Source organism: Polaromonas sp. P1_F6 (assembly GCF_056405695.1).
In genome coordinates, this window is the sequence record NZ_JBFUBQ010000003.1 from 798,911 (window position 1) to 817,502 (window position 18,592).

Annotated in this window: 9 protein-coding genes and 1 pseudogene; 6 read left to right on the forward strand and 4 right to left on the reverse strand. The window is 57.8% G+C overall.

Translation table 11 applies throughout. The annotated features are described in order from the left end of the window. Positions 1–223: 223 nt before the first annotated feature. From AC1DY9_RS13270 to AC1DY9_RS13280, 3 genes and pseudogenes are all read left to right on the forward strand, one after another. Positions 224–490, forward strand: a complete 267-nt coding sequence (locus AC1DY9_RS13270; protein WP_477666747.1) for a hypothetical protein — start codon at positions 224–226, stop codon at positions 488–490. Beyond that, positions 483–2,138: a carbon-nitrogen hydrolase family protein gene (locus AC1DY9_RS13275; RefSeq protein WP_477666748.1), complete on the forward strand. Its 1,656-nt coding sequence runs from the start codon at positions 483–485 to the stop codon at positions 2,136–2,138. Before AC1DY9_RS13270 ends, AC1DY9_RS13275 begins: the two co-directional genes overlap by 8 nt. A 148-nt stretch (positions 2,139–2,286) precedes the next feature. After that, positions 2,287–3,825 (forward strand): annotated as a pseudogene (locus AC1DY9_RS13280) (IS3 family transposase). A gap of 34 nt (positions 3,826–3,859) precedes the next feature. On the opposite strand, the gene AC1DY9_RS13285 reads toward AC1DY9_RS13280, so the two are convergent. After that, positions 3,860–4,981, reverse strand: a complete 1,122-nt coding sequence (locus AC1DY9_RS13285; RefSeq protein WP_477666749.1) for a hypothetical protein — start codon at positions 4,979–4,981, stop codon at positions 3,860–3,862. Between the two features lie 1,835 nt (positions 4,982–6,816). On the opposite strand from AC1DY9_RS13285, the gene AC1DY9_RS13290 reads away from it, so the two are divergent. From AC1DY9_RS13290 to AC1DY9_RS13300, 3 genes are all read left to right on the forward strand, one after another. Then, positions 6,817–11,025, forward strand: coding sequence for an amino acid adenylation domain-containing protein (locus AC1DY9_RS13290; protein ID WP_477666750.1), 4,209 nt, complete (start codon positions 6,817–6,819; stop codon positions 11,023–11,025). Further along, on the forward strand, positions 11,022–15,368 hold the full coding sequence (locus tag AC1DY9_RS13295; protein WP_477666751.1) for an SDR family oxidoreductase: 4,347 nt from the start codon (positions 11,022–11,024) through the stop codon (positions 15,366–15,368). Before AC1DY9_RS13290 ends, AC1DY9_RS13295 begins: the two co-directional genes overlap by 4 nt. Positions 15,369–15,584: 216 nt before the next feature. Further along, positions 15,585–16,634: a hypothetical protein gene (locus AC1DY9_RS13300; RefSeq protein WP_477666752.1), complete on the forward strand. Its 1,050-nt coding sequence runs from the start codon at positions 15,585–15,587 to the stop codon at positions 16,632–16,634. Here AC1DY9_RS13300 and AC1DY9_RS13305 read toward each other — a convergent pair. The 3 genes from AC1DY9_RS13305 to AC1DY9_RS13315 form a co-directional block, all read right to left on the reverse strand. Continuing rightward, positions 16,626–17,471 (reverse strand): 4'-phosphopantetheinyl transferase family protein, encoded by an 846-nt coding sequence (locus tag AC1DY9_RS13305; RefSeq protein WP_477666753.1) that lies wholly within the window; start codon positions 17,469–17,471, stop codon positions 16,626–16,628. The genes AC1DY9_RS13300 and AC1DY9_RS13305 overlap by 9 nt on opposite strands. A gap of 396 nt (positions 17,472–17,867) precedes the next feature. Further along, complete coding sequence (locus tag AC1DY9_RS13310; protein WP_477666754.1) at positions 17,868–18,323, reverse strand: hypothetical protein; 456 nt, start codon at positions 18,321–18,323, stop codon at positions 17,868–17,870. Beyond that, the coding region (locus tag AC1DY9_RS13315; protein ID WP_477666755.1) for an HAD domain-containing protein at positions 18,320–18,592 on the reverse strand (273 nt) is incomplete at its 5' end. The genes AC1DY9_RS13315 and AC1DY9_RS13310, both read right to left, overlap by 4 nt.

Here is an 18,592-nt window from a genome sequence, read left to right on the forward strand (position 1 = left end):
GTCAAGAGTGCCTGTTATCGCGAGCATGGTGTGTCCCCGGCCGAGTGGGGCAAACGGCGCGTGAGGTACACCAATGCCCTAGCCGATCCGATGGACGTGCGGACCGTAAGCGCATCAAAGAACTCGAACCTTACCTGCTATACAAGGAACGAGTGTTGGCCAAGACTGCAGCTCTAGTGCTGTCAAAAAAAGTGGCGACGAGCTTCAAGAGGGGCGAGGACAAATGATCGGCTCGAAAGTCGCCAACTCCTGGCCCAGGACACCGAGGCGCCGCAAGCTGCAGCGCTGGAGGGGCCAGGTTGGCCCGGCGGCAGGCGAGGGCGGGGCGCTGCGATCCACTCCAAGCCATTCCCTGAGTCTGGCCGTGTGCGCTGCGCCGCTGGACATGGTCAACGAGCCGCGCTTTGCCTCAGTGCCGTTGGCGCACATCCTGCCCATGCTGGCCGACGCGTGTAATTTCCACCTCTCGGGGAGTTCGGTCGATGTTTGATGCAACTGGGGTGTTTTTACTCTGCTGGCTTGAGCTGCTACGTCGCGCGTACGCCGCACCGGTGCGGCATGGGACAGTTGCAGTAGTTACGTTCACACCGCTTCTTGGCAAACCCAGTATCAACCTGCAACGAATAGAAGTGCTTTCAACCAAGGCCGGTCGCCAAGGTGCCGATTTTGTTGTGTTTCCAGAACTGGCGCTTAGCGGATATTTCATTGGCGAGCCAGCCGTGCTTGAGGCATCTGCCTTGAGTGCTGAAGAGTTTGGCAACTCAGGGCTACGAGATATTGCAAAAGAGTTCGGTATGGTGATTATTGCTGGATTTGCTGAGCGCACGAGTCAGGGCTTCTATAACTCAGTCGCTATCTTCACAGTTGAAGGCACGATGCGCGTGCTTCGGAAGCGAAGTGTCATCGAGCGCTGGGCACTGCGCGATGATGCAGACATTGAGGTGTTTGATTCGGTATTGGGTAAGTTTGCTGTTCTCGTGTGTGCGGATTTATACAATCCGCAGTTGTCTTACTTAGCTGCGGCAAAGGGGGCGGAGTTACTTTTCACACCAGCGAGTTGGTGGGGAGAGTCCGCCGACTTATCCGTGTGGCGTGCCCGCGCACTCGAGAATTCCCTCTGGTTGTTTGTTGCGAATCGAAAGGGAGGGGAGGTTCCGTCTCAAGGCTTGGGACTATCCACCTACCAAGACATGTCAGCCGCCAGGTCAGTGGCGATATCTCCCGATGGTCAGATTCAGTGGGATGGGCTTGAGGCAGGCGTTGGAACGGATGACATTGCCTATATCTCTGTATCGACTAATGAGGAAAGCCCTATTAATGAGCTGCAAGACAACTCCAAACTAATTTTTCCAGCGCCTAGTCCAAGAGTAATCGAAAACTCGGCGGATACGAAAAGGAAGTCCGTGATCGTAAAGGTTGTTACTGACAATTCGGTAATTACTACTTTAAAGCTAGCTACCAAAAGGAAGTCCGGAATCGTAAAGGTTGTTACCGACATTTCGGCAGTTCTGGTTTTAAAGCTGGCTGGCTCCCTAAAGCAGGCCACTCACGATTTGCTAATCTCGGAGCCTGTCGACTCATTAAGTGGAATTTGCGCAACTGAGGAGCGCTGCGCGTATAGCTGGACAGATTCGACCGGCGCGCTGCGTCAGATTTACATTGTGAAGGACGAAATTCGAGGGGGCTGGAATGTGGTGCCGGTCAAGCGTCCGCCTTATGCAGAGGCTGCACCCAATCAGACTCGCTCACCCTCTCTTTTTGAGGTTGAGGGAGTGAGATTCGGCATCATTGATAGCTGCGATGCCCTTTCTCAGCCAGTGCTAAGACACTATCAAGATGCGGGGGCGCACTTACTAATTGTAATGTTTGAGCCGGGTTCGAAAGGCAAAGTGCCGTTCGATTCACCATTCTTAAAAGAACAGGCGTTCAGATTCGTAGCATCGTCTATCGGTTTGATTGATATGGTTGTATTAGATGGCAAAGGTTCAGCTTATGCGTCTATTCACGATATGTACCGCAACAGGACAACAGAGGCTCTGACATACTTTGGAGTATTTATAACCAAGATATATCTGAAAAAATTTCGCAAGGCTGTCAGGATGTCGCAAGACGACTCTTGGTTACTGAGCCAACCTTAGGTGTCAGAGCAGATTTCAACAATCAAATTGCATTCCAATTAGATTGCCTCTCTCGTGGGGAGTCGTGCAGAGGGATGCAGGGTGCAGCGTGTTGAGTTCCGTAGAAATGGGGGTGCGGACAATTACTTGGACTACCAGGAGGTAGTTCATGTATTCATACGAAGACAGGATTCGAGCGGTCGAGGTCTACATCAAGCTCGGCAAACGCGTGAGGCCAACCATCCGTCAGCTGGGGTATCCAAGCAAGAATGCCTTGAAGGGCTGGTACCGGGAATATGAGCAACGGCTCGATTTGCCGGTGGGCTATGCGGGCCGGGAACCCAAGTACTCGCAGGCGCAGAAGCCGGCAGCTGTTCAGCACTACCTCACTCATGAGCGATGCATTGCCGCGACCATGAGGGCGCTGGGCTCCCTGGTCGTGGGACATTGACCGCCTGGGTTCGCGAGGCGCGTCCTCAGAGCGGGAAAGCCGTCGTTGGCAGCGTTAGGCGCCCAAGGTATCCCGAATCGATGAAGCAGGCCGGGGCCATCGAGCTTTGCACCCGACGGGAAACTGCGCAGGCTGTGGCTGAAAAATTAGGCGTATGCAGGCCGACGTTGTACAACTGGAAGAACCAGCTACTGGGCCGTGAGGCTCCCGCATCGATGAAACACAGCAACAACTCACCGCCAGTGCCGGAACGGGCGGAGCTGGAGCGCCAGCTCGAATCACTGCAACGCGACATCCGGCAACTGCAGCTCGAACGCGATCTCTTGAAGAAGGCCAATGAAATACTAAAAAAAGGCCTGGGCGTCGACCTGCAACTCCTGACCAACCGGGAGAAGACATTGCTGGTTGACGCCCTCAAAGAGCTCTATGCCCTGCCAGAGCTCCTTGCCCGGTTGGATCTGGCGCGCAGCTCGTACTTCTACCATCGAGCCCGTGTAAAGGTGGCAGACAAGTACCTTGCCGTGCGGCAAACCCTCACCGACATCTTCGAGCTGAACCACCGCTGTTACGGCTACCGCAGGCTGCAGGCTCCGTTGACCAGGCAGTGCGTCACCCTCTCTGAGAAGGTCGTGCAGCGGTTGATGAAACAAGAGAGCCTGGTCGTTGCCAGGCCCAAGCGGCGTCGGTACGGCTCCTACCTGGGCGAGATCAGCCCAGCGCCCGAGAACCTCATCAATCGCGACTTCCACGCAGCGGCCCCGAACACAGAAGTGGCTCACCGACATCATAGAGTTCCAGATCCAGGCCAGCAAGGTGTACCTATCGCCCATCATTGACTGTTTCGATGGCCTGGTCGTCAGCTGGACCCCTGGGACGCATCTCGACGCTGAGCTCGTCAACACGATGCTCGATGCAGCCATCGGGACGGTGGCCTGCGGCAATGACCGGCCCGTCGTCCACTCTGATCGTGGAGCACACTATCGCTGGCCCGGTTGGCTATCGAGGATTGTTGACGCGAAGTTGATTCGATCAATGTCGCGCAAAGGGTGTTCGCCTGACAACGCTGCATGCGAAGGTTTCTTCGGACGGCTGAAAACGGAACTGTTCTACCCTGGGGACTGGAAGGCCACAACCATTGAGCAGTTCATTCAGGTACTAGACTCATACATCCGCTGGTACAACGAGAAGCGGATCAAGATATCTCTTGGCTCTCTCAGCCCCATCGAATACCGAGAGAGTCTTGGACTTACGGCATAAACCAGTCCAAGTAATTGTCCGCATCCCCCTCGGGTCAGACTTCAGTGGAATTCAATAATATTTGATCAAACAGTTCGCGATCTAGGTTTTTCGCTTCTGCAAACAAATTCCGGACGGTCGCTGTGAGGTGCTCGCGATCTGGGGCGGGGTTCGGCGATACACACACCGCATTGCTGAGCAATTGCCAAAGCCGCACGCTCTCGGCCAATATAACAGTCAGTCTACCAATGCCATCGCCCACTTGCGAAGCTCGTGCGCGGCTAGCGCGAAACCAGGTGCGACGCATGTTTAATATTTCAAAGCACTTCCAGTCGAGATAGTCTACTTGGCGGGCGGCATCTAAATAGTTGCTGGGCAAGGGTGCAAGGAGATCCGTGCTTCCATCCTCGAGTGACTCGATAAGTTTGGCATAAGCCTGGTCGCCCACGTGGCACCCGTCGGGAACCCGCGACGCCCCCTTGTGATTTTTCGCCATCGTCTGGAGCTGCGTTACGGGATGGTCAGCAAGCAGCCCTTCGAATGGCACATCGCCAACCGCCAGAAGTTGGTAGCCATTTACCAATGAGCGCAAAAAATCTTCGACTCTCATCACGCCGATGCCGCGATGTCTGGCGTGTGGAACATAACGGTTCTTAATAATGTATATCGGAGTGTCCACATAATGGACTTCTCCTGCTTCAACTGCAAGGACGGCGAAAACATGACCAAACTGGCTCCCGCGATCCCGTACACCTGAACGTAGCGAAGAGATGAATATCCCGATTTTCTCGTCGGCGCAAGCTATCAGAGCCATTCCTCGCTCGGAGATAACCTGCGTAATATGGTGCAGTGCAGCTTCAGGGCTCGATGGTGCTGGGAACGGCGTCAATACCTCACGACATTCCGGTGTTTCCCCCGTATGCGGCCAAGGATCCCCTGTAATCCGTGATGCACTTGATAGCGCTCCCAAGTGACACACTTGTCCAACCTTGTCGTGCTTCAGGGTAAGTGTAAAGTTCTTCAAAAAGAGCCAAGTCTCCGCCGATGGGACCATGCCGGATTGGCGCCAGCTGAACAAGCACATCGCGTCCATACAGCGGAGCTCGGAAGCGAGAGGGTCTGGACGCCCCTCGCTGGTGTAGTAGTAAGGTATTCGGTATTTCGGGTCTTCACTCATGGCTTGCCCCTGGGTACATTGGGTAGACCGTCAACAATCACTTTTATGGACGACGCTGCCTCCATTGCCAATGCCGTACAACTCTAGCAGATGGTAAAAACTAATCGCGTGCTGGCCTGTCCCCCCGGGCTTCATCTAGAAGGCCGGTTGTGGCCAATAAAGCAAGGTGTGAGCAATCAAGAAGCAAATGCTGAAAAAATGTCGTTAGAGCAATTCCTAGATTCCGCCCCAGGAGTCTTCGCAACTCTTTGGTGGAAGGATGACGACACCTTCTACAAGGGTATGAACCGAAAGATGCTCTACCATGTGTTCTCCAGCTTAATTCACGAAGTATGGCATCATGTTTTTCTCTCAATTCATCTCGTGTGGGACTATGGGTACAAGTGAATGGCTTGACCAATGCATGACGCATTTGTTGCGGGAGCTGGATCACGTAAATCGCCATCCAGGGCTCAAAGTGAACTGCACCACGGTGTTCCGTCATCGCGGATGAGTGGCGAATCAATGGCTATGCGAGCTGAATCGTTTTCTGTCAGTACAAGACGCGAGTCGAGTCAGAAGACGCTCGATTCCTGCAGGGTGCAGACCATTCAACTAAAAACCTATCCAGGCTGGCGAGTCCAGGTAGGGCGCGAGTCGACGCAGGTGAAAGAAGTCGACCGCATGGCGTACGTTTTGGCAAAAGAGGTTTGGGCCGTGTACACACGCATCGTCAGAGCGACAAGGGGCGGACGGTGACGACGCCGGATGTCCTCGTGAGCAGGATCCTTAATGTGGTCCTTGGTGATGAGGCTAGGGAGTTAGCATCGATTCCCTCGCCGTATCTAGATTCGTTCTCGCTGCTGTCAATCTACGTTGAGTTAGTTGAGTCAGGACTCGTTCGCAAGGACGCGGTCGAACTCGAATTTACGATGGGTAGGGTAAGGACCACGGATGAGTTGCTCTTGCTGGTCAGAAAAGCTTGGATAGGAAATGGCGACTGCCATTGAATGCCATGATCAATTCGCTGCGCGACTCTGGAAGGTGCGTGGCTCACGTGTGCATCGAATGCTTTTTTTTGATGGGTTCGCAGCCTTGGTCGCTGGACGCGATGTACGAAGGCTTGTTCTAATCATCAGAGTGTGTTGCAGTCCTGAGTCTCTGTTTGCTTGCCATGGTGTTGGAAAACCGGTGGTGCGATCGCTGTCGCGTCATTTCAAGTCAGCAGGATCAGGCGCGCCTTTCCGGCCTCGTCGACTCTATGGGGTAAGCGCTCAGCGAAGTCATGCTGAGCCGCTAAGCGTAGTCTAGGATGCCCGTGTCCACGAGGAGCTTAGCGCGCGCGTACCGTGGAGTAAGCGACGAGCGGAATCCGACGGCCAATCCACGGCGAAGAATTTAAGGTCCGAGTCGTCGAAGCGAGTCAGCATCAGGCGTGACGATGGAGGTCGTGGCCAACCGTACCAATGCCAATCTTTTGCGGCGCGGGTTTTTAATGTCACAGGCATCGGTGGCTATGACCGAGTCACAGAGCGGGCATCGGTTCCCACGCCCGCTTCATCCCCTGCCATGCCATGCTGTGCCTGAGCACATGCTCAGGCGCATCAACACGGCGTGGCTCGCATTAGTGTCGGCACCGAGACGGCCATGACTCGCTGCGAAGAGCTTCGGCGGCCACATTGCGCCTATTTGTTCGCGCGCCATTGCCCTAAAGGGGGTAGTCAAACTTTTTGAAGATGAGTGGTTGTCACAAGATCAAATTCGCCTAAGATCGCAGCTTATTGTCTATTCAATGCGAATTTCAATGTGAGGCCCGGACTGATGACCAGAATTTCAATTCTGCATGTTGGTGCCCGATGACCGACGTCACACGTAACGAGCGTACGGAAAGCATCTGCCGAATCTGGGGCGAGATTCTAGGCGTTCCCGACTTGGGGGCGAACGATGATTTCTTTTTGCGAGGTGGCGATTCGCTCTCTGCACTGCGGGTGGCGGCGAGGCTGAATGACGAACTCGGGGTCTCTATTGGCTTGCAGACGATCCTCACTGCACGCACGCCCAGCGGGCTTGCAATGATGTTAAACACTGCGATGCCTGCGGTCCCGTCACCCGCAGATGTATGTGCGGGTGTCCCTGCTGATTCGAACACACCATTTCCTTTGACGCCTGTGCAGGAGGCGTACTGGCTTGGTCGGCGTTCGGTGTTCGAGTTAGGTGCGCGTGGCACGGCTTCTTATGTCGAGGTCGACGTACCTGAGCTGGATTTGGGGCGCCTACGCAGTGCGGTCGATGCGCTCATCGCGCGCCATGGAATGCTGCGGGTAGTATTTCTCGACGACGGCAGCCAGAGGTGTCGGGACGACGTGCCGGCCTTCCCATTGGAGTTAGATGATCTCGGCGATGCATCTGAAGACGAGGTCCAGCGTTGCTTTGCGCGGACGCGTGCGTCAATGTCTCAGCAGGACCTCGATCCTGGAATCTGGCCGCTGTTCCGGTTGCGAGTAACGCGCTGGGGCCGACTGTCGCGCATCCACATGCTAATCGAGTTGCTGATCTGCGACGCGGCGAGTATTCGAATACTGCTTCGTGAGTTGGTGGCGTTCTACCGTGAACCCGACATCGTGCTCCGGCCGCTCGAATTCGATTTCGCCCGTTATGTGCGGACGCTGTCCATCTTGCGTGCATCCCCCGTATTCGATCGAGACCGCCGCTATTGGTTACGGCGCTTGCCGGATCTGCCGCCCCCGCCAGAACTTCCCTTAGCCGGCGATCCTGCCGACATGGGACGTCCCGAATTTCATCGTCGCGTGTTCCGCCTTGACGCTGCAGAGTGGAGTAGATTGAAGAACGCGTCAGCGGAGCGCGGACTGACGCCCACCGCAGTGATCGGTGCCGCATATGCGGAAGCGCTCGCGCTGTACGTGCGGGCACCTCGCTTCACCCTCAATGTCACTACCTATCAGCGTTTGCCGATGCATCGCGACGTCGAGTCCATCGTCGGCGATTTCACCTCTGTTTCGTTGCTGGAGGTTAATGCGAGGGTGGATTCGTTTGAAATATTTGCTGGCGCGATCCAACGCCGCCTCTGGGAGGACATGGACCATGGACTGTATTCCGGAGTTGATGTCATTCGCGAACTGAGGCGCAGGGATGGTCTGTCGACCCAGGCGGCCATGCCAGTTGTATTCACCAGCATGCTCGGTCAGGGCGAGAGCCGAGCCGACCAAGATGCACGCGAATGGTTAGGGGACGGCGTGTTTGGTGCATCAGGTACCCCTCAGGTTTGGATCGATCACCAGATCAATGACTACGGCGGATCGCTCGAAGTACGCTGGGACTCTGTCGATGCGTTGTTCCCGCCTGGTCTGGTAGACGGGCTGTTCGCGCGTTACGTGGAGCGCATCCGTCGCCTAGTTGATGAGACGTCTGCATGGAGCGCGCCGGTAGGCCGTCGCGCCGCCATCGCCGGGCTGCCCGCTGTCGCGTCATCCATCGATGAAACACTGTTGTCAGCCTTTCTGCGGACAGTAGACAATGATCCCGAAGCAATTGCCTGTGTAGATGCCTCGGGCGCCCTGACCGGCCGAGCGCTTGTGGCCGCCGTCATGGCGATGGCCACTGCGCTCCAACGCTGTGGCATCCAACCCGGCGAACCGATTGCCGTGAGCCTGAAAAAGGGAAACGTCCAGGCGATAGCTCTGCTCGCGGTAATCCGCCTGGGTTGCTCATATGTCGCTCTTGACACGGCTTGGCCGACAAGTCGGCTGCGCTCAACATTACAGGTTGGGGGCGCCGTTTGGCTATTGAGTGACGATCCTGGAGTTGCGAGGCTAGAGGGGATTCGCGTGATTGATCCCGCACGTCTGGAGTGCCCTGAGGACGAGCCCGATTGTCCGCCCCCGGCCCCGCACGCCCTCGCGTACACGATCTTTACGTCCGGAACGACGGGTGACCCGAAGGGCGTACAAATTGTCCATCGCGCGGCTATGAACACATTGCTGGATGTCAATCGTCGATTCGGAGTAAGCCCCGGCGACAAAGTTCTCGCCTTGTCCGCGCTGACTTTCGATTTGTCAGTTTACGACCTATTCGGAACCTTAGCGGCCGGTGCCACGGTTGTCTACCCGCCACCAAATTCCTTACCTGATCCCGTAGCATGGTCGCGCTGCCTGGATTCCTACGGCGTGACGGTATGGAACTCGGCACCCGCTTTGATGCAGCTGTTGATCGAAGCGCGTGAGTCAATAGGCGCAGGACCGAGTACGACATTGCGCCTAATAATGCTAAGTGGCGACTGGATTCCGATCGACCTAGTTCCCCGCATTCGCGCGTTATTCCCTGCCGCCAAGATTGTCAGTCTCGGTGGCGCCACTGAGGTGTCTATCTGGTCTGTATTCTACGAGGTCGGTGAGATCGATCCTGGTTGGCGCCGTATACCATATGGTGCAGCGCTGACCGGGCAGTCAGTTCACGTGCTGGACGAGGAACTGCACGAACTCGCTGATTGGGTGACGGGAGAATTGTATATAGGTGGTGCTGGCGTCGCCCGTGGCTATGCCGACGACAAACTTCTAACTGCTGAGCGGTTTGTCACTCGGAACGGCGACAACCTGCGGTTGTATCGTACGGGTGACCTTGCGCGACGGTGCGGGGACGGTCAACTAGAGCTAATTGGTCGGGTCGATGACCAAATTAAAGTCCGGGGTATCCGCGTAGATCCGCGCGAGATCGAGTGGGCATTAACGCGACATCCGCAGGTGTCCGCTGCGGCGGTGGTGCCGGTCCACCGGGAAGGTCGGGTCAGGCTCGCCGCGTTCGTAGTTGTGGATACACCGGACAACGGACAAGATGCAGTGGCGCGGTTGCGCTTCTTGCTCGAAGACCGAGGTCGACGACGAACAGGCTCCACCCATATCATAGTTCCATTGCCATCTGCGAACGACCATGCTCCACTGCGTCGCAGCCGGCGCCGCTTCCTACGGATACCAGTGGCACTGTCGCGCCTGTCAGCATGGCTGGCGTCAATGCGTGCGCACGATGTGCCGGGCATGTCACTGCCGAAATATCGCTATCCATCAGCTGGAACGCTCTACCCTGTTCAGGTTTATTTGTCTGTGCCACCGGGCGGCATTGGCGGCCTTGACGGTGGCGTCTGGTATTACGAACGACGGGCTCACCACCTAGTTAAGGTCGGTGCCATACCTGTACCCGCGCGCGCGCATGACTCATCGAATCTGCGCTTTGTTGAGAATGCGGCTTGTACACTGTTTTTGATCATGAACGCCCAAGCGACCGTTCCGATCTACGAAGAGAACTCGGCAGCATTTTCGATGCTCGAAGCTGGGTACATGGGACAGCTGCTTGCCGATAGCGCCGTAGCCGAGGGCCTGGGAACTTGCGCGATTGGTAGTGTTAACCAAGACTTAGTGAAGGTCCACTGCGGGATGGAAACGAGCGACATCGTCCTACATACCATTGCTATGGGCCTTCCTGACGGGGATGAGGTTTGGGACACCGAAGCCACGAAATCGCGGAGGCAGAGGCTGGGACCAAGTGCAGATGAACTGCGGGATTGGCTGCGCGAGTGCCTCCCAGCGCAGCTGGCACAGCTGCAAATCGAAACCATCGGTTTCATGCCTGTGACCCCTAATGGCAAGGTTGACCGAGCTGCTTTGTCCGCGATTGCGGAAGCTGACGAGGAACTTCATATGGCCAAAGCTACCTACCCGGATGCGGGACTGTCAGAGATGGAGCGCCGAATCGCCGAAATCTGGCGGCTGGTGCTTAGCGTCGAGCGAGTCGGCCTTGACGACAGTTTCTTTGATCTCGGGGGTGATTCGCTGCTGTTGGTACGCATGCATCGTCGGCTGATAGAAGACATTGGTGTCGAGCTTCCGCTCGAAGCGCTATTCGAGCATCACACCGTGCGCCGCCTTTCTGCGGCGCTGACTTCAAAACCGCTGAGCGAAGCCGACGCGGAGACTCGGGTTAGTGCGCGTCGGGCATATCGCAACCGACGTACACACCGTCCGAACCTTCCGCCAGAAACGGATGAAGAGCCGTGAGCGCAACTGAACGAGAGGCTGTCGCCATCATCGGAATCGCGGGGCGGTTTCCGGGCGCACCGTCGGTGGCGGCCCTGCACGATCTAATCTTTGCCGGCCGCGAGGGGCTCACAGACCTGACCAGCGTCGACGTGCTCGCCGCAGGTGTCACGACGACGCACAGGGAACGGCACGAGAGTTGGATCCACCGTGCTGGCGTCATCGATCACATCGACATGTTTGACGCCGAACGCTTAGGAATTCCGCCGCGCGAGGCGGAATTGATGGACCCCCAGCACCGCATCTTCCTTGAAGTTTGTTATGAGGCGATTGAGGACGCCGGTTACATCCCCGGTGCGATTCCATCTCCCGTGGGGCTGTTTGCCGGTTGCGGTATTAACACCTATCTGCTCAACGTTCTACTACCGTCTGAGCAAGCGCTGGAACTACAGTCGGACATGCGCGCAGTGATGGGTAATGACCGCGACTACCTTGCTACCCGGGTGGCTCACCGACTAGACCTGCGTGGTCCGGTACTCACCGTGCAGAGCGCCTGTTCGACCTCCCTCGCTGCGGTGCACATGGGAGTTGAGGCCATCCTTTCCGGACAGTGTGACATAGCGCTGGCGGGCGGCATCTGCATTCGCATTCCACAGCGCGCGGGTATGCCTTTCCGCAGCGGGAACATCCAGGCCGCCGATGGCCGCTGCCGACCATTTACTGCGGCCGCCGCAGGCGTCGTCAACGGGAGCGGGGCGGGAGCGGTCGTACTGAAGCGCCTATCGCACGCAATCGCGGACGCCGACCCCATCCGGGCGATATTGCTGGCCACTGCAATGTCAAATGATGGGCGGCGCCGATCCGGCTTCACCGCACCGTCACCGGAGGGTCAGGCGCGGGTGATTTCCGAGGCACTTGCGCTGGCGGGTGTGGCCGCTAACACCATCGGCTACATGGAAGCTCATGGCACCGCCACTCCGCTTGGCGATAGGGTCGAGCTCAGCGCCCTGCGACGCGTATTCGGCGCCGATAGTGACCAGCGCGGGTACTGTGCGCTCGGCTCAGTCAAATCGAACATTGGCCATCTCGACACGGCCAGCGGCGTCGCCGGAATCGCAAAGTTGATAGGTGCGTTCGAACGTCGAACGCTTCCGCCGTCACCGCATTCAGATCCGCCACACCCGGACCTGCATCTGGAGGACAGCCCGTTCGTACTGTTATCCACTCCACGCCCGTGGAAAACACAGGGAGCACCGCGTCGCGCGGGTATCAGCTCCTTCGGTATTGGCGGCACGAACGTGCATGCGCTGCTTGAGGAGCCCCCTCCCATTCCGGAACGGCCATCGCTGGCTGGCCCCTTCCTGCTGTGCCTGTCGGCACGTACCACAGACGGTCTTCGCGCGACCGCGCAAGCACTCGCGGCCGCGATTGAAGCACGCCCGACACTGCGCCTGGAAGACGTTGCGCTGACTTTGGCGACCTCCCGTGCGCAGGCAGGAGTTCGAGCGGCACTGGTCGTCGCCGACCGCGCTGACGCGTTGCTGGCGTTGCGTGGCCTGTCGCCCGTGACGGCGGGCAGCAACGGCCACGCCATCACTACACGCCTAGCAATGCTATGCCGAGGCCCGTTGCGCGAACAGATGCGAATCGCCGAGGCACTCGCCCGCTGGGACGCGCAATTTGCCTGCGATCAGCTCGGCGACGTCGACCTGCTGGCCGGCGATCTCGCAGGGACCGTCTTCTTGATGGCGACTGGTGATCTACTTCGGCGCTACGGAGTGTCACCCGACCTGCTCGCCTACAACCGTGCGGGTGCCATCGCGGCGGCATATCTCTCGGGTGCGCTGTCCCGTGACGCAGCATTGCGCGCGGCCGCCGGTGAACCGCCGGTATTCACTGCCGCGCGGGTGGGGCTTCTATCGCTGGACACGGACGGTGAAGTCGGTTTAGACCAAATGCTGGGTCAACCGGTAAGGCCCGTATTACCGGACGGGCTGCCGTCTGACGTGGGGTTCGCCATCGATTTAGGGGACGATGGGCCATTGCGCAAGTTGGGCGCCGTCGGACCATTCGACGATCCCGATCGCATAGTTGAGGGTCTGCTGGGTGCGCTCGGTGCAGCTTGGTGCGCGGGGGCTCGGATTGATCTTGCCCTCGCCTGCGCGAGGCCGCGAGCACGCCGCACATCCCTCCCGCCAAGCCATGCAGAGCGGGAGTCGTTCTGGATTGGCGACAGCCTCGGCGAATTCATCCGCAGTGCGCCGCTCGCACCCGCACCGGCGGCAGATGCACCTACGATGTCGCCAAACAACAGCCGATTTCTGCGAGTCGCGTGGGTGCCCTGCGAAGATCCCCCGGATACATCAGGCGCTAGCGGACACTGGCTACTTCTTGGCCGCGACGATGCGATTGCGCGCGCGATCGCGACCGGCGCCGAGTCGCTAGGTACGTGGACCGTGCTTGCCGGACCAGACGCACCCGACCCGACGTATCGCTGTGAGACCGGCGACGTACAAGCCTTGGGACGCCCGATCGTCTCCGGCGCATCTCGAATCATCGTGCTATGGCCCGCTCAACTTATGCCTGGCGACGACAGTGAGACCGCTTGTTATCATGTGTTCGAGCCGCTGGCGCGGGCATTGGCGGCTTCACCGCCCACGACGCGCGAGATCATCGTCATTACTAGAGGACTAGCTTCGATCGCCGGCGAGGGAAAAATCGCGCCGGAGATGTCGCTGGTGCTAGGTGCCATGGAGGGCCTGCGTGAGGCGTTGCCGCGAGTGCACATCCGTTGCGTGGACGTCGTTAGCGCTCCCGAAAGTCACGCCCTCGCCGCCGAGATCGCACGTGAGCGCGGCAGATCGCTTGTCCTTTTGCGCGGCGGCGACCGATGGGTGCGCGACTTCTGTCGCTCCCGCAATCGCCCCTCCGGCCTGTCGCCTCGTCTGCGCCGCGGCGGCACGTACTTGATCACCGGTGGGCAGGGCGAACTCGGCCTGATCTTCGCCATTGCACTCGCCGAACGGTACGGTGCCCGTATCGCACTATTGTCACGCGGGACACCTCCGAAGCCGGAGAAACTGACCGGCCTGCCTGACGATCACTTCCAAGTGCGTCGTGCACGGTTGCGGGAACGTCTGTTGGCAGCGGGCGTGACACCGCTCGTGGTGCAGGCGGACCTCGGCGATGCGCAGCAGGTTCGAGATGCCGTTGCCCGCGTCGTCGCCGTCTTTGGCCGAATCGACGGTGCGATCCACGCAGCTGGCCTTTCTGGCCACGATGCTTTTCCACATACATCTCCGGAGCATGCGAAGGCGCTATTCACACCGAAAGTCGCCGGTACCCGCCATCTGCTTGATGCCCTGCGCTCGCACGAACTGACATTCGTGGCCCTTTGTGGTTCGCTGGTTGCTTGGACCGGCGGAGAAGGACAGGCGGCCTACATGGCAGCGAATGCATTCCTCGGGGCTACAGCCCGCCGGGGCGTGGACGGGAATGGTACCGAAATTTTGGCCCTCGAATGGGACGTCTGGTCCGAAACAGGAATGGCGAGGCAGGAACGGCGCGTCCATGCGTTTCAGATTGGCGGTCAGGATCCAGTCGTCGACCGCGTGGCGGAGCAGGACAAAGGCGTTATTCGCGCGTCGGCGCTGGTGAGTTTCGCAGCTCATGCATTCGAACGCGAATGTGCGCTCGACGGGCGGCCCGTTACAAGAGTCGGGACCAGCGAAATCCAATTGATTGCGCCCTGCACAGTGGCCGAACGCGCGTCACGCCATCTGCGTGTGGTCTTTGAACTGAGCGAACCGAGCCGTGCGATGGCGGATTGCGCTGCTGCGCATTTCGCGATCATGGATCGCGACGATGGGACGCTGTTTGTCCGTGGCCGCGTCCACGATAGCCAAGATTGGCCCGGTACCAATGCGGAGGTCCCACCCGCACGACACCTGCCACCGGCGGCGTCCGGTATTCCCGCAGATGAAGGCGCTGCCTTGTTCATCGAAGCCTTAGAACGAGTACAGGGCCCGCGAATCCTTGTGATTCGGCGCACGTCGTCAGTGCCGGAGGCAGCGGACACCGTTGCTGAGGCTGCACCGCCGCAGGCGCGCATCTTTCGGCAACTCGCTGACCTCTGGTATGAAGTTCTGCATGTCCAAAGCGTGGGTTCGAATGACGATTTCTTTGCGCTCGGCGGGGATTCGCTGAGCGCGGTTATGTTAGCCGACCGGGTCAGGGAAACGCTGGACTGCCGCCTGTCAGTCCGGGACCTGTACGCGCATCCCCGTCTGGATGCGCTCGCGCGTTTCGTGGCCGAACAACTGTCAACGCCGAGCGACGATGTTCTTGTCGCCGACCCGCGGTGAACTCCGACCTTTATGAAGTAATCCGGGCGCTCGTGAAGATTGAAATCTGTTCTCTATCATGTCAATTGGGTAATGTGATCAAAGGGTGAATGGAGGAGCCCTAAATGGTTACTGACGACTTCTCCAGAGCAACCCGGCATCGCGTCGGATTCACTGCCTGAAACCAGTGCAGGCGACGGCTCGTGGATCATTGTGCGGTCACTTAGCGGAGTGCGTATGCGTGCACCAGTAAATGACGAAGGAAAAACTCTCGGCGTTGTGCGAAACCTCGAGAAATTCTCTTGGGCCGAAGTTGATTGTTTTCAGAGGCCCATTGCCTACGTATGTGACAGATTCGCGCCGGCAGGTGCCTTGCGGTATCTCTTTCTGAGCTCGATCCATCAAATGTGGTTAGCTGATGCGACGGCTTCACCATTAGACGCTTTCATCGCGCTTTGTGGCAACCACCTAGCACCCGTTCTTGGTATCAAATTCGACGTGCTGCACTTGGCAGAATCGCAGACGCCTTCTACTCAGATCTCGGCGGCCTTGGAAGCGGGCAGCGAGATTGTTTTGCCGGTTAACCTACGAGCATCTCCTTATTCAAGCGCCTATAAAGAAAGGGATCTCGCACACTACCTCAATGTCGCGGGGAGTGATTGCGCAGAATTCTTTCTTATCAATGACAATCTGCACCTGAGCGAGGCAGGCACTGCGTATGGGATCACTAGGATTGGCGCACAAGATATCGACGTACTGGCAGAAACTTATCCGTCGACTCCCGGCTCGTGGATGATTTCCCCAAGCGGGCGCGCTTGCCTCCTTCGCCTGTCTCGACCGATTGGTCCACGCCGGCCACACGAACCACGCCAAGTCTTGGTCGAATTTCTTGACGAGCTTCGCTGGGTGGAAACTCGTCAAGTTCAGCACCCTTACCTCGACGAGGTCTATGGAGCGACCTTGACGAAAAATCGGAAAAATCCTACGCGTTTCCAGCGCGAACAGGTTGTTCGTGGTTACCTAGCCAGTGGCAACTTTGCCGACCTTCATCTGGATATAGTCATCCAGGCGCTCAACGCCGCAGAGTGCGGCGATCTGGCTCTGACGGGGGCTGTAAGTCGCTACAGGCAAGATTCAGCTCTGCGTCGCTTCGACAAGGCCGCACGCTATATGTTAGGCGAGCTCGATGAAACGGCCGCTAATCACGCTGCTGTGATGTCTCGCCGCAGCTCACTTGAGATCACGCGACAGTGCGCGGCTGCGATCGCTCATGCGCTTTCACGATAAATCGCTCCTGCTCTTCGTTAACAGTGATCGCCGCAGGTGCGGCAGCTTGATCTGGTGAGTTGTACGGGTAGGCACGATCGACCAAAAGCTCAGCGTCGTGGTAGCGGTCGGTACCAATTCGGCGCAAACTGCAAGTAGCTGATCGGCAAACACAAATTGCCAAAACTGCCAACGCTCCGAGCGGTCATCTAGATCGGGACCGATCGTCATCTGTATTCGGTCGTCACTGTCGAAAGAGAACCAGAATGCATCAAGGGGCATCGAAAGTCCCAGCCCGCGAGCCTTGACGTAGCTCTCCTTTAGAGTCCAATAGTCCCAGAACCGGGAATGCCGTAGCGCGGCAGGAAGACGCGCCATATCTAGGCTTTCAGCGGGGGCGAAGTACTTTTCAGCAACAATCAGCGGAGCATTGCCACCTGCACTTTCGACGTCGACACCAAGCTCGCGATCGGAGCCAACGAGCATCGCCACAAGGCGCTCAGTATGCGAGATGTTAAATCGCAGCGATGGCGCCGCCTTCGCGGGGTGCGCAATGTGCGGACGCCCATGGCTCGACACTGCGAATTCCCAATGCGCCGGAAGAACGGAGGCGTAGGACGACAGCACCGTCCGCACCATGGCCCGCGTGGTAAGGTAGCGGCGCTGGAGTGCTTCTGTATGGAAGCGATGCATCCGCGTTCGCTCATCAGTATTCAACAATGCCCGCTGGGCAGCAACCAACGCGTCATCTGGCCGATCCGGTACCTGCGCAAGCCAGAGGTGAAGTTCGTGCGCCTCAAGCGGGACTAATCCTGGCCGAATAAGGCCCATCTTGTGGCCAGTTGAGTTCATGGCCATGGATCAAATAGTCAATCTGGACGCACTAGCGTCTGTTTGACTGGTCTTGGCGCCTTCTACAGAGCTGGTTAGCTGCCCTTTGCGAATGACCATTATCCTATTGACCGCATCGAAGTATCTATCATCATGGGTAATAGCCAGCATTACTTTGTTGCGTGCGCACAAGTCTCGAAGCGGCTGGCGACAGAAAAACTGCTTGAATTCCGAGTCTTGCTCTGCCGCCACTCGTCGAAAAAATACAGATTACTGTCCTCTGTACACAGCTAGTCAATAGCTAGGACGAGTGGCAGACCTGCTCGCATTATGGCATTGCATGCAGGACCTGAGTGGAGCGCCCAAATATGTAGGCACTGCCCTGATGGCTTTGTCCACAGTAAGCGTTACCGTTGGTATTCTCTACCATCGCACGCGAGAAATCTCTTCATCCACTACGTCAAGGAATATGTCCGACCTCTCCTCGGGCGTCAGCGTTTCATATTCAGGTGGCATACCGCCTAACAGCATTTCGATCGGAGTCAGACCGGCATATATCTTCTGCGGGCTCCGCAGGAAACTCCAGAGCAGGGTCGAGTTGACATCGGCTTCCAGGTATTTCTGGATGGTTTGCGTCAGCAGTGACTTGTCCAGGCGCTCGTTGAGCTGAAACGCAGGGTAACGCCGGTCACCGACTCGGTTTGGCGACGAAAGGAAAATAAACTCACCGGCTACCGCGCGTTCATAAACCGCCTCCGGCGAACACTTCAGATGATCTGCCATCTCCTGGGCCGTCAGCACCCCGTATAGATGCGCAAAGGGCCCAGGGTTCTGGCTGCCGACGGTTGGTCGGGGAGGTTCGCCAGCTGGCGCAGTCATGACATATCCTTTCGCTCGCGCAGCAACTGGCGCAACCGGCCTTCATCCGCGGCGACAAATCCAGTTGCTGCATTGATGACCATCAGGTTTTTGTTGAAAGGACGAAACAGAAACGCCTTGTCATCCAGGGCAAGCCAATGCTGGCTGTATGGCCGGTTGGCGCGAAGCCAGGCGATGCACTCCCATTCCCGCGGGTACAGCTCCAGGCCATCCGGAAACTGTCGAGGGTCCAGATCCTTGGAGTCAGGCGTGACTCCGACGATGCGCTC